The 13263-nt window shown below is 70.3% G+C and carries 7 protein-coding genes and 2 pseudogenes; 3 read left to right on the top strand and 6 right to left on the bottom strand.

The window, feature by feature from the left end; all coding sequences use genetic code 11:
* The first annotated feature begins 102 nt into the window (after positions 1 to 102).
* Entirely contained in the window at positions 103 to 1119 is a 1017-nt protein-coding gene (galE, locus tag IPK37_06780) for a UDP-glucose 4-epimerase GalE (GenBank protein ID QQS02062.1), read from the top strand.
* A gap of 216 nt (positions 1120 to 1335) precedes the next feature.
* Here galE and IPK37_06775 read toward each other — a convergent pair whose 3' ends face one another.
* The 3 genes from IPK37_06775 to IPK37_06765 are packed head-to-tail and all read right to left on the bottom strand — an operon-like array spanning position 1336 to position 4457.
* Positions 1336 to 2088: a GntR family transcriptional regulator gene (locus tag IPK37_06775; GenBank protein QQS02061.1), complete on the bottom strand. Its 753-nt coding sequence runs from the start codon at positions 2086 to 2088 to the stop codon at positions 1336 to 1338.
* Between the two features lie 28 nt (positions 2089 to 2116).
* Complete coding sequence (locus tag IPK37_06770) at positions 2117 to 3100, bottom strand: NAD(P)-dependent glycerol-3-phosphate dehydrogenase (protein QQS02060.1); 984 nt, start codon at positions 3098 to 3100, stop codon at positions 2117 to 2119.
* Between the two features lie 49 nt (positions 3101 to 3149).
* Positions 3150 to 4457 (bottom strand): MATE family efflux transporter, encoded by a 1308-nt coding sequence (locus tag IPK37_06765; GenBank protein QQS02721.1) that lies wholly within the window; start codon positions 4455 to 4457, stop codon positions 3150 to 3152.
* A gap of 1025 nt (positions 4458 to 5482) precedes the next feature.
* On the opposite strand from IPK37_06765, the gene dnaB reads away from it, so the two are divergent.
* Positions 5483 to 7801: a replicative DNA helicase gene (gene dnaB, locus IPK37_06760; protein QQS02720.1), complete on the top strand. Its 2319-nt coding sequence runs from the start codon at positions 5483 to 5485 to the stop codon at positions 7799 to 7801.
* A gap of 204 nt (positions 7802 to 8005) precedes the next feature.
* Here dnaB and IPK37_06755 read toward each other — a convergent pair.
* Positions 8006 to 8923, bottom strand: a pseudogene (locus IPK37_06755) (IS1634 family transposase).
* A gap of 86 nt (positions 8924 to 9009) precedes the next feature.
* On the opposite strand from IPK37_06755, the pseudogene IPK37_06750 reads away from it, so the two are divergent.
* Positions 9010 to 10354, top strand: a pseudogene (locus IPK37_06750) (IS256 family transposase).
* 13 nt (positions 10355 to 10367) lie between these two features.
* Here the strand turns inward: IPK37_06750 and IPK37_06745 are convergent.
* Both IPK37_06745 and IPK37_06740 read right to left on the bottom strand, forming a co-directional pair.
* Positions 10368 to 11021, bottom strand: a complete 654-nt coding sequence (locus IPK37_06745; GenBank protein ID QQS02059.1) for a hypothetical protein — start codon at positions 11019 to 11021, stop codon at positions 10368 to 10370.
* Between the two features lie 160 nt (positions 11022 to 11181).
* On the bottom strand, positions 11182 to 13263 hold the full coding sequence (locus tag IPK37_06740; GenBank protein QQS02058.1) for a DEAD/DEAH box helicase: 2082 nt from the start codon (positions 13261 to 13263) through the stop codon (positions 11182 to 11184).

Below are 13263 nucleotides of genomic sequence, written 5' to 3'. Positions count from 1 at the left end.
GCGGTTCGCGGGGCGTTGACGCCTCGAGTGGCGGTTCGGCTGGTGCCTCGGCCGGCGGTTCGGCCGGCGGCCGTCTCGGACGGGGCGGCTTAGACTCGAACCATGCGAGTGCTGGTCACGGGCGGCTGCGGCTACATCGGTTCCCACACGGTCCTGCAACTGCTGGGGTCCGGTCACGACGTGGTCGTGGTCGACGACTTCAGCAACGCCTCCCCGGCGGTCGCGCCGCGGCTGGAGGAGCTGGCCGCCCGGCCGATCCCGGTGCACCGGTTCACCCTGGAGGACCGCGCGGCCACCCGCGCCCTGTTCGCCGCCGAGCGGATCGACGCGGTCATCCACTTCGCCGGGTTCAAGGCAGTCGGCGAGAGCGTCGCCAAGCCGCTGGACTACTACCGCAACAACATCGGCTCGACGCTTTCGCTGGTCGAGGCGATGACCGCGCACGACGTACGGTCCTTGGTGTTCTCCTCCTCGGCGACCGTGTACGGGCCGGCCGCAGAGCCTCCCTTCCCGGAGGAGCTGCCCACGTCGGCGACGAACCCGTACGGCTGGACCAAGGTGATGATCGAGCAGATCCTCCGAGATGTGGCGGTCTCGGACGAGTCATGGCGGATCGCGTTGCTGCGCTACTTCAACCCCGTGGGCGCGCACCCCTCCGGGCGGATCGGCGAGGACCCCACCGGCGTCCCGAACAACCTGCTGCCGTTCATCGCGCAGGTCGCGGTGGGCCGGCGGGAGAAGCTGGCCGTGTTCGGGGGGGACTACCCGACGGTCGACGGCACGGGCGTGCGCGACTACATCCACGTCGACGACCTCGCCGCGGGCCACGTCGCCGCGCTGGACGCCCTTGCGCGGCTCGACCGGCCGGTCTCGACGTGGAACCTGGGGACGGGCCAGGGGACCTCGGTGCTGCAGCTGCTGGCGGCGTTCGAGCGGGCGTGCGGGCGCGAGTTGCCGTACGAGGTGGTGGCCCGGCGCGCGGGTGATGTGGCGGCCTCCTTCGCCGACCCGGCGCTCGCCGAGCGGGAGCTGGGCTGGCGGGCCACCCGGACCCTGGACGACATCTGCGCCTCGTCGTGGAAATGGCAGTCGGCCAACCCGAACGGCTTCGCCGGCTGAGCGGTCCGCCGTTCCTGGCGACGATCATTACCGACCGGATCGGGGTATTCGGCGGCCGGATCGGGGGCATTGATCGCGGCGCGTAACCGCACCGGGGCTACGGGCGGGCCGCGCCGGGGTGTCGGCGCGCTGCGGGGAGGCTCGGTCGGCGAAGTCGACGCGCGGGTCCGTCGCCGAGGGCGACGCTGCGGTCAGTCGCCGAGCGCGACGCTCGGGTCAGTCGCCGAGGGCGACCTGGACCGAGATCGTGTATTGGTCCCCGCGGTAGCGGTGGTCGCCGCACTCGATGATCCGGCCGCTGGCGTCGAACGCGTTGCGCCACATGGTGAGCAGGGGGTCGGCCCTGGTCAGGCCCAGGAGGCGCCGCTCCGCGCCGGTGGCATTGCGGGCGCCGAAGGTCTGCTGCGCGGTGTGCGGAGCCAGGCCCTGGGCGCGCAGGATCTCGTACATCCCCTCCCGCTCCAGCCGGCCGGGCACCAGCGCGGGCAGCGCCGGGGTGTCCGGCGGGAGCCAGTTCTCCAGGATCGCCAGCGGCAGGGCGCCCACGTAGCGCAGCCGGGTCACGTGCACGAGGCGGGTCCGCGGCGGCAACCCCAACACGGTGGCGGCGCGCGGCCACACCGTCGAGGTGTCGAGATCGAGCAATTCCGTTCGGGGAGAACGGCGTTCGGCGGCAAGGTCGTCGTAGAGGCTGTTCAGTTCGGCGTGCTGTTGCACCCCGCCGGCGGCGACCACGGTGCCGACCCCACGGCGCCGGACGAGCAGCCCGCGGTCGACGAGGACGGCGATGGCCCGGCGTACGGTCGGGCGGGACAGTCGCAGCCGGCGGGCCAGGTCGACCTCGGTCTCGAACGGGTCGCCGGGCTGGACGCGGCCGTGCTCGATGCCGGCCAGGAGTTGCTGCGAGAGCTGCAGGTAGAGGGGCACGTCGCTGCCGCGGTCGAGCGCGACGGGCAGCTGGACGGTCACGGCCCCAGGGTACGTCGACCGCCGGCAGTCAGCCGATTCCGAGCAGCGCGGGCAGGACCTGGTCGGCGGGCAGGCCTTCGTAGATGAGCCCGTAGACGGCCTCCGAGACGGGCATCGGCACGTCGTATTCGGCGGCCATCAGGTGCACGCTCTTGGCGTTGTGGACGCCCTCGGCGACCTGGCCGAGCTCGGCCTGGATGTCCTCCAGCGTGCGTCCCGAGCCGAGGGCGAAGCCGACCCGGTAGTTGCGGGACTTCGTGGAGGAGCAGGTCAGGAACAGATCGCCGAACCCGGCGAGGCCCTGCATGGTCTCGGGGCGGCCGCCGCGGCGGGCGGCGAGGGCGGAGGTCTCGGCGAGGCCGCGGGTCATCAGGGCGGCGGTGCCGTTGGTGGTGACGCCGGAGCCGACGGCGAATCCGGTGGCGATGGCCACGACGTTCTTGGTGCAGCCGCCGAGTTCGACACCCATGACGTCGGTGCTGGTGTACGGGCGGAAGAACGTGGAGTAGAACGCCTCCTGCACGCGGACGGCGACGTCTTCGGATTCGGCGGCGATGGTGACCGCGGTGGGCATCTGGTGGGCGACGTCGACGGCGAACGACGGGCCGGACAGCACGGCGAGCCCGGCGTGGTGGCGCGGCGGCAGGACGTCCTTGAGGACCTCGTGCATGGTCATCAGGGTGTCCACCTCGACGCCCTTCGTCACCGAGCAGAGCAGGACGTCGTCGGGGAGCCGGTCCGCGATGTTCTGTGCGGCGGAGCGCATGGCGAAGGAGGGGACCGCGAGCACGACGAGTTCGGCGCCCTCGAGCGCGCGGGTCAGGTCCGGCTCGCCGACCATCGAGTCGGGCAGCACGACGCCGGGCAGGTAGCGGCTGTTCTCGTGCTTGTCGCTGATCGTCCCGAGGGGGCCCGGGTCGATGTCCCACATCCGCACGTCGTCACCCTTGTCGGCGAGGAGGCGGCCGAGAGCGGTACCCCACGAGCCGGCCCCCAAAACTGTCGTGCGCATGCCCGCACTCTAGGGGGTGGCGGCAGCGGCGGGGGTGGTTCTCGGGCCGCTACCGGGCTCCCGTGACCAGCCAGGCGTCGCTGCGGGCGCGGCGGACCAGCAGGACGGCGCGCAGGCCCATGAAGGCGACGAAGGCCGCCCACAGGGTGGCGACGGCGACCCGATCCCCCGCGGCGGCGAGCGTGGGGGCGGCGTGGTGGACGGCGAGGGCGAGGGGGGCGTACGCCACCAGCAATCCCGTCTGCGCGATCGCCAGCCAGCGGGCGTCGCCGGCGCCGATGAGGACGCCGTCCAGCACGAACGCGACCCCGGAGATCGGCTGGCAGAGCGCGATGACGACGAGCCCGGCCGCGAGGGCGGCCGCGGTGCGGGGGTCGGGGGTGAACAGGGCGGGCAGCACGGTGTGGGTGGCGAGGACGAGTACGCCGAGCGCGGCGCCGCACAGCAGCCCCCACCGGGTCATGACGCCGGTCATCGCGCGGGCCCCGGCGACGTCGCCGGCGCCCAGGGCGCGCCCGACGAGGGCCTGGCCGGCGATGGCGAGGGCGTCGAGGGCGAAGGTGAGGAAGGTCCAGATGGTGCTGGTGACCTGGTAGGCGGCCAGGGGTACGTCGCCGAGCGCGGCAGCCGCCCAGGTCGCCAGGAGCAGGACACCGCGCAGGGCGAGGGTGCGGACGAGGAGCGGTACGCCGTCGCGGGCGGCCCGGGCGATGCGGCGGGGATGCGGCCGCAGCGGGGCGCGGAGGCGGTGTCCGGCGCGGCCGACGACGACGAGCAAGGCCAGTGCCATGGCGGATTGGGCGATGACCGTGCCCCAGGCGGAGCCCGCGATGCCGAGTCCTGCCCCGTACACCAGCGCGAGGTTGAGGACGACGTTCCCGGTGCAGGCGGCGGTCGTGACGATCAGCGGGGTGCGGGTGTCCTGGAGTCCGCGGAGGATGCCGGTGGTGGCCAGGACGAGCAGCATGGCGGGCAGGCCGAGGGCGCTGATGCGCAGGTAGATGGTCGCCGCCGCGAGAACCGGGGGCGAGGGGCCGAACGCGGCGCAGATCGGTTCGGCCGCGACGAAGGCGATGGCGCCGCCGGCGAGTCCGAGGGCCGCGGCCAACCAGACGCCGTCGAGCCCCGCGCTGACGGCGTCCCGCTCGCTGCCGGCGCCGAGGGCGCGGGAGACGACCGCCGTGGTGCCGTAAGCGAGGAAGACGAACAGCCCGGCGGCGGTGGCCAGGGCGGCTCCGGCGATGCCCAACCCGGCGAGCTCGGTGGTGCCGAGGTGCCCGATGATGGCCGAGTCGGCGAGCAGGAAGACGGGCTCGGCGATCAGGGTGAGGAGGGCGGGCACCGCGAGGTGCAGGATGGCGCGGCGGTGGTCCGGGGTGCCCCCGCCGCGCGGCTCGCTGCTCACCGCCGAAGAATAGCCATCGCGCGGTGGCTTTGCCGGACCGCGGCCGACGGGCAAGTCGTTGCGTTAACGCCGTTCACTCACATTGGAAAAGCGACGGGCCCGCCGCGCAAAAAGGACACTGCGCAGCCGGCGGGTGGGACGGATGTGACGGCTGCGACCACGGGTGACGCGCGCCACGCCGATGGTGTTATCCCCAGGCGGCGCGTGAACTGCGGATTTGACGCGGTGTTGACCGAAACGCCGAAAGCGGGCCGCCACGAGGGCCTTCGTGTTCGAGGAGGAGGGTGAATCGCGCTCTGTCGCGGCTGCTCCGGCGACTATCCACACCCTCGTCCACAGGCCCGTCGGCGCTCTCGCAGCGCCTCTTGCCCGGGCTGGCGGGGATTGTGCGACCGGGTATGGCCCCAGCGCTGTCCAGTCCGAATATCGGGACGATCTGTCTCACGGGCTCCGGTCGGGACAAAAGTCCTCGGATCAACAGCCGGTGGACGGCAACGATGCCGGTCAGGCGCGACCGCCGCACGTCGGTCGGGTGTGTCGTCAACAACGATCTCCACAGGCCGGTGGGGTTGTGCACCGGCGGGGGCGCGGTTGTCCCCAGGTCGCGCACAGGGTGTTCCACAGGGGTTCTTGAGCCTTCGCCGGGCTGCGCCGTACCTTCTCTTTACCCCTCCTGGCCGGCGCGACCTGTTTCACCGCCCCGCGTGCGACAAGCCAGTTTCGACCTGGACCGGGTGCGTCGTCGCGCCCACGGTCAGCTCCCGGATCACCGGAAAAACTGCTGGTCGTGGCGTTGTCGGCGCACGAAGTCACACTGATGACATTCGAGCCTCGCCCGCGTGCCCGCGTGGGTGTCGCCGCGGTGGGTCGGTGTCCCTGCACTGTCGCTCGAGCTGGGAAGGGGGTGTTCGCCGGTGTCGCTCTCCGAGCTGGAGAAGGACTTCGCGGGGTATTCCGCGGGCGACCCGACGGACCGCATGCCCCCGCAGGACGTGCACGCGGAGCAGTCCGTGCTCGGCGGGATGCTGCTGTCCAAGGACGCGATCGCGGACTGCGTCGAGACGCTGCGGTCCACCGACTTCTACCGGCCCGCGCACGAGCTGATCTACGACGCGATCCTCAACCTCTACGGACGCGGCGAACCGGCCGACGCGATCACGGTCTCCGACGAGCTGACCAAGCGCGGTGACCTGGGCCGGATCGGCGGGCAGGCCTACCTGCACCAGCTGATCCAGGCGGTGCCGACGGCGGCGAACGCGGGCTACTACGCGGAGATCGTGGCCGAGCGGGCCACGCTGCGCCGGCTTGTCGATGCCGGCACCCGCATCGTGCAGATGGGCTACGGCCAGGGTGGCGGCGATGTCGAGGACATCGTCAACGCGGCGCAGGCGGAGGTGTACGCCGTCGCCGACAAGCGCGGCGGCGAGGACTATCACCTGCTGCGCGATCTGCTCGAGCCGACGTACGACGAGATCGAGGCCGCCGGCGGCGCCAGCGGCGAGATGATCGGCGTGCCTACGGGCTTCGCCGAACTCGACGAGCTGACCAACGGCCTGCACCCCGGGCAGATGATCGTGATCGCGGCCAGACCAGCTGTCGGCAAATCGACCCTGGCACTCGATTTTGCGCGGGCCGCGGCGATCAAGCACCAGCAGGCGACCGTGGTGTTCTCGCTCGAAATGAGCCGCTCGGAGATCACGATGCGCTTGATCTCGGCTGAGGCGGGGATCAACCTGCAGAAGATTCGGCGCGGCAAGCTGGAGGATCGGGACTGGGAGAAGCTGGCTCGGTTGGCGTCGGAATTCGACGCGGCGCCGTTGTTCATCGACGACTCGCCGAACATGTCGCTGATGGAGATCCGGGCGAAGTGCCGGCGGCTGAAGCAGCGCAACAATCTGCGGCTGGTGATCATCGACTACCTGCAGCTGATGTCGAGCGGCAAGAAGGTGGAAAGCCGACAACAGGAGGTGTCGGAGTTCTCCCGCGCGCTGAAGCTACTGGCCAAGGAGCTGGAGGTGCCCGTGGTGGCGCTGTCCCAGCTCAACCGGGGACCCGAGCAGCGTACCGACAAGAAGCCGCAGGTCAGTGACCTGCGCGAGTCGGGCTGCCTCACCGGGGAGACGCGGCTCCTGCGGGCCGACACCGGTGCGGAGGTCTCGATCGGGGAGCTGGTCGCCGGAGGCGCCCGCGACGTACCGGTGTGGGCGTTGGACTCCTCGCTGCGCTACGTGCCGCGGCCGCTCACCCACGCCTTCCCCACGGGGACGCGGCCGGTGTTTCGGCTGACCACCGCGTCCGGGCGGACGGTGCGGGCGACCGCGAACCACCCGTTCCTGACGTACGACGGGTGGCGGTCGCTCGGCGAGCTCTCCGCGGGGGACCGGCTCGCCGTCCCCCGGCACGTGTCGGCACCGAGTGAGGTCGACGAGAGTTGGGAGGACGATGATGTCGAGGCGGCAGCCCAGGTGTGCGCGACGATGCCCGACGCCGTCGTACCGTCGGCGGTGTTCCACCTGCCGAAGCGGCAGATTGCGGTGTTCGTACGGGAGGTCTTCTCGGCTGCCGGTGGGGTGATGCTTCCGCACGACGAGGCGGGCGGGCAGATCTTCTGCTTCGCGGCGACCCGGGGGTTGCTCGACCGAGTGGCGCTGCTGCTGCTGCGGTTCGGGATCACCGGCCAGATCGTCGGGGACGAGTCGGGCTGGATGCTCGACATCGTCGAGCTGGATGACCAGCGACGGTTCCTGCAGGAGATCGGGATTCGCGGCGAGGCAGCGGTGGACGCCGTACGGATGCTGTCCATCGTGCGGGCGGCGACCGCGGTGCCGACGCGCGTCGGCGCGGGCGTCGACGCGGCGGCGAGCGGTACGTCGGGCGCGGCGGACGCCTCGTGGCATCGCGTGGCGGCCGTCCTGGCGGACGCCCCGGACGAGGGCGCGCTGCCCTCCGTCGCCGCCGAGCTCGCGGACGGCGGCCTGGACCTGGCGGCCGTCAACGACGTGATGTGGGACGCGGTGGCCGCGGTCGAGCCGGATGGGACGGCGGAGGTGTACGACGCGACGGTGCTCGGCGCGCACAACTTCGTCGCCAACGGGATCGCGGTGCACAACTCGATCGAGCAGGACGCCGACATGGTGATGTTGCTGCACCGGGAGTCCATGTACGAGCAGGACAGTCCCCGGGAGGGGGAGGCCGACATCATCGTGGCCAAGCACCGAAACGGCCCGACCAAGACCATTACGGTCGCTTTCCAGGGACATTATTCGCGCTTCACCAACATGGCGACCACTTACTAGACTTTTGTCGAGATGCCTCCTAGTTTGGATTTTTCGCCTTCTGTCCTGGGATGGCGGGACTCTACACAAAGCTCCTGGCAGAGCACGGTGTCACCCCGACCCCTTGAAACCGCCACCTCTCTGGCAGACACACCGTCCGCAGTCAAGCCAGCTTGGCCTCAAATCGTGGCGTCTACCTCACCATTTGACCCGAGTTGCACAGGTTTAGTGGGTCGCCTTGTGGATGACGGCTTGGATGTCGTCGGGGATCGCGGGATGGGCGGTGATGGTCTGGCCAGCGATGGCGATGGTCACATCGCGCAGGGGTCGCAGGGTCTGGATGATCTTCTTGATACTCATCCCTGTGCTGTTCTGGAGGTGGCGGGCCACTGCCAGGGCGGTGAAGACGATGGTCAGGTGGGCCTCGATGGCGTCGCGGTTGTGGTGGAAGATGGGGCGGGCTCGCAGGTCGGCCTTGCTCATCCGGAACGAGGCTTCGACCTGCCACAGGTCGTGGTAGCTGGCGATGACTTCGGCCGCGGGCATGACGTTGGTGGGGATGTTCGTCACGTACCCTTTCAAGCCCACGAGGCGTCGGGCTCGAGCCAGGGACGCCTCGTCCAAGGACTGGGTGCCGTTCTTCGTGGTGACGAATCGTGGTGTGCGCGCGGCCTTCTCGCCGGCGACGACGGCCCGGGCGCGGTTTTCCTGCAGCCTCATGGTGTGCCCGTCGCGGGTGGCTCGTTTGCGGGAGTACGCCCACACCGCACGCCATGAGCGGGTGTGGACTGCCGGGTCCCACACCGGCTCGGGCCGCTGGGAGCTGTCATTGACGCAACGCGCGGCGGCGGTGGCCACGCGCGCGGTGATCGTGTCGATGAGCTGCCCGTCGGTGAACGCGTCTCCGTGCCACCGGAAATGCGAGGCCAGATCAGCTGGGGCCTTGGTGACCCGGGACCCGACGATGAACCGCAGTCCGGCCTCGTCGAGGCCCTTCAAGTTGCCCGCTGACAGCATCCCGGCGTCAGCGACGACCACCATGTCGCTCAGGTTGTGCCGGGCCTGGAACCCCTTGACGATCGGGACGATCGTGGTCGTCTCTGCCTTGTTGCCTTCGTAGCACCCAATCTCTAGGGGAAACCCGGCCCGGTGGGGGTGTCAACTCTTCTGTGTAAGGGTCTTCGGGCCTGACACGAGAGGACGCAGTACGCGTGAGCATGATGGACGAGATGACGGCATCGACGAACGGCGCGGAGGCGACGGCGGCGATGGCCGAGGAGCTGGTGGCTTCTGGCGCCTTGGACGGGTTGTTCTCCCGGATCGATTCCGGTGAGGTGCAGCTGACCGGTGAGGGCGGGATGCTGCCGGCGATGATCAAGGCTGCGCTCGAGCGTGGCCTGCGGGCCGAGCTGACCGATCACCTGGGATACGACAAGGGCGACCCGGAGGCGAAACACTTCCCGAACTCGCGTAACGGCACGACGCCCAAGACGGTCTCGACCGAGGTCGGCGACGTCGCCCTGGAGGTGCCTCGGGACCGGGCGGGGACGTTCACCCCGATGCTGGTACCCAAGGGTGCGCGGCGCCTCGGCGGCCTCGACGACATGATCATCAGCTTGTATGCGGGTGGGATGACGGTCCGGGAGATCGCCCATCACCTCGCGGCCACGATCGGCACCGAGCTGTCCCACGAGACGATCAGCAACATCGTGGACGAGATCGCCGATGAGGTGATGGCCTGGCAGAACCGGCCGTTGGAGGCGTTCTACCCGGTCATCTACCTCGACGCGATCATCGTCAAGATCCGCGACGGCGCGCACGTGCGCAACAAGGCCGCGCACATCGCCGTGGGCGTGGACATGGACGGGATCAAGCACGTCCTGGGCATCTGGATCGAGAACACCGAGGGCGCGAAGTTCTGGGCCGGGGTCTGCGCCGAGCTCGCCAACCGCGGGGTCCGTGACGTGCTGATCGTGTGCTGCGACGGCCTCAAGGGCTTCCCCGAGGCGATCGAGGCGACCTGGCCGAACTCACTGGTCCAGACCTGCGTGGTCCACCTGATCCGCGCCGCGATGCGGTTCGTCTCCTACGGCGACCGCAAGGCCGTCGCCGCGGCCCTGAAGCCGGTCTACACCGCCGCGAACGCCGAGGCCGCCCTGGACGCCCTGGGAGCGTTCGAGGCCAGCGAACTCGGCCGCAGATACCCCCACGCGGTCGCGACCTGGACCGGGGCCTGGGAGCGGTTCACCCTGTTCCTGGCGTTCCCGCCCGAGCTGCGGCGAGTGATCTACACGACGAACTCGATCGAGTCGCTGAACTACCAGCTGCGGAAGGTGACCAAGAACCGTGGTCACTTCCTCCGACGACGCCGCCCGCAAGCTGCTGTGGCTGGCGATCTGCAACATCGAGGACCGCCGCGCCCGCGAACGAGCCAAGGAACGCGGCAAGCCCGCGAACGAGCGCAAGGCCTCAGGCCGGCTCGTCGAGGGCCAGGTCACCACGAACTGGAAGCAAGCCCTCGCCCAGCTCGCCGTGGCCTACCCCGAACGCATCAACCCCTACCTGACCTACTGAAAGCCCGACCCGCTTACACAGAGAAGTTGACAGGCCCGGCCCGGTCGACCAACAACCCGACGACGATCTGAGGATCGACCCGGCGTTCTTTGGAGAAACCGACCTTGCGCAGGTCATCCTCGTGCTCCGCCTCGAAGTAGAGGGTCGTCACGTCGTACAGCACCAAGGACACGTCCCCACTGGTGGCGGCCTGGGTGAAGCAGGCGGTCGCGATCTGGTCGCGGTATCCGCGCTGCCCACACCGCTTCAACGTCGCGGTGAACGTGTTGCGGTGCGCCGCAGCCAATCCCAGTTCGGTCAGCACCCGCACCGAATCGGCCTTACTGGTCGGCTCCACCAGGCGCGCGAGCACCAGCTGGAAGAACGCCTCGTCCCCGACAACGTCGAACCCGAGCTGTCGCCAAGCTCCCTCAACCACCTCGATCAGGACCCGCGAGCGTTGCCCGACCACGACCGCCTCACGCGAACCGCGCTCTCCCAGGCCCAGATCCAGCTCGCCCTGGCCCTCATGCATCTTCTGGCGGCCGGCCTGCATCAACACCGCCAGCTCAGCCTCCGAATGCGCCGACCCAAGATGCTCGATCACCTTGTCCCGCCCGCCAACACGCTCAGCGATCTGCACCGCCGTCGCTCCCGACGCCGTCCGCACCTTCCGCAGGAACACCACGAGAAGGCACGCTACCCACCCGGTTAGTGTGTCAACGCCCAACCCCGCACATCCCTGACCAGGACAAACGCGAGCCCGACCGCAGAATCACACCCGACATGTGCAAGTCAGGTTTGAGGCCAAGGATCCTCTCCATCGACGACGCCAAGCACGAGCAGCCTCAGCGCGCGGCTAGCACCCGCCGAGCCATCGCCTCGGGCAACAGCTCGGCGAACTTCAGTCCCCGCAGCGCTTCTTCGCTCACCGTGATCTGTACCCCCGCCAAGTCCGCACCGAATCGAGAGTGGGCTTCCCTCATGGCCTCAGCCACCTCGGCGGCCTGACAGCCAGGGCGCAGCCGCACCGCCAGGTTGGTGACGCCCCGGCCCTCCGCGAGCAGCGTCGGGTCGATCGCGTCCAGGGCCGCGGCCCGGTGGACGTTGCCGCGCAGGCCCGCCCACGTCCACCAGGTCGTCGCGGTGCCGTCGGTCAACACCACGGGGTCGGCCGACCACGCCTGCTCGCCGCGCAGCTCCCGGAGGTGGTCGAGTCGCTGCCGCGCCCGCCGGGTCAACGCCACTCCGTCGGGGTCGGCTCCCGCGAGGACACGCCGCATCGCGTCGCACAACTGCGGGGTGTACGCCGCTCCGCCGCCTCCCCAGGTGGTACGTCCGGGGGCGTCTGATGGTTCGACGTAGGCGCGGCGCCGCGGCCAGTCGATGCCGGTGACCCGCCACGACCGGCCGGCCAGGGACAGCACCGTCGGCCCGTCCTGGCGGCGCGTCAGGGTCACCGGTTCGACCGTCCCGAGCTCATCTCGGCCGTGCAGGATCGTCACCTCGGGAGGGGCTGAGAAGACGGCGAGCAGGTCGAGGAAGTGCTTGCGGCCGTAGCGACGCTCGGCCTCGGGCCCGACGAACGACAGCCCCCCGTCGGTGTCGAGGTGTCCGCTCGCGTGCAGGTGCGCCAGGATTTTGTCGAATTCCGCCGGCGTGGCGACGCCGAGGGGCGCCAGCGGCTCCCACGCCTCTGACCCCGTGACGGCGGAGCGTTCCAAAGCCTGGGCGATCACCTGCTGAGCGACGATGTGCAGCGGGATGGGCGGCGGGATGGTCGGTTCGACGTACCCCTCCGACCACAGCAACAGCAGCCCGGCCGCCCGCAGGAGTGCGTCGTCGTCCGGGGCGAGGAAGAGCGTGTTGCGCACGCCGCCGGGTCGCCGACCGGTCCGCCCGAGCCGCTGCAGGAAGGATGCGACGGTACTGGGCGCCCCGAGCTGCAGCACCCGGTCGAGGTCGCCCACGTCGATGCCCAGCTCGAGCGTCGAGGTGGACACGATGAGGCAGTCGCGGGCCTGAGCGAAGGCCGCCTCGGCCCGGCGCCGCTCGTCGAGCGACAGGGAGGAGTGCGACACGTAGGTGTCGACGCCACGCTCCCGCAGCTCCACGGCCAGCCGCTCGACAGCCCGGCGGGAGTCCGCGAAGAGCAGCCGCTTCTCCCCGACGTACAGCCGCGAGGCGACCTCGGCCGCGTTGGGGATGCCGCCGACGTAGTCGAGCACCACCTCGGGCTGCGCCGCGGCCGCGGGCGGAGGGTTGATGACCGCGGCGGGCACCCCCGCGGCACGGTTGCTGCCCTGCAGCCAGGACAGCAGCTCGGGGGCGTTGCCGACCGTCGCGGAGCAGCCGATGCGTTGCAGTGGTCGTCCGGCGATCCGGGCGACCCGCTCCAGCACGGCCAGGAGATGCCAGCCGCGATCGTCGCCGGCGAAGGCGTGCACCTCGTCCACGACCACGGCTCGCACGTCGCGGAAGAGGTCTCGCGGGTCGTTCAGCGCGGAGACGAGCATCGCCTCGATGGATTCGGGGGTGGTCAGCAGAAGGTCGGGCGGCTCGATCACCTGGCGCCGGCGGGCACCGGCGCCGATGTCGCCGTGCCGCAGCTCGGCGCGGCGCCCTAGCCATCCCGCATAGGCCTGCGCGCGCACGTGGATGTTGTTGAGCAGGGCCTTGAGCGGGCAGATATAGAGGATGGAGGTGCCCCGCCAGCCTTCCCGGGAGGCGCGGGTGAGCAGCGGAAAGAGCGCCGCCTCGGTCTTGCCTCCGGCGGTGGGTGCGAGAAGGAGTACGTCGTGTCCGCTCAGGATCGGAGCGATGGAGTGCTGCTGCAGCGCCCGCAGCTCGCGCCAGCCGAGGGTGTTGACGACGTGATGCTGGAGGACGGGGTCGAGGTCGTCGAAGCCGGCCGCGCCTGCGCTCGTCAC

Origin of the sequence: Austwickia sp., from assembly GCA_016699675.1 — a bacterium.
GTDB lineage: Bacteria > Actinomycetota > Actinomycetes > Actinomycetales > Dermatophilaceae > Austwickia.
The sequence above is the reverse complement of the archived record's forward strand: the minus strand, read 5'-3'. Positions and strand labels throughout refer to the sequence as shown.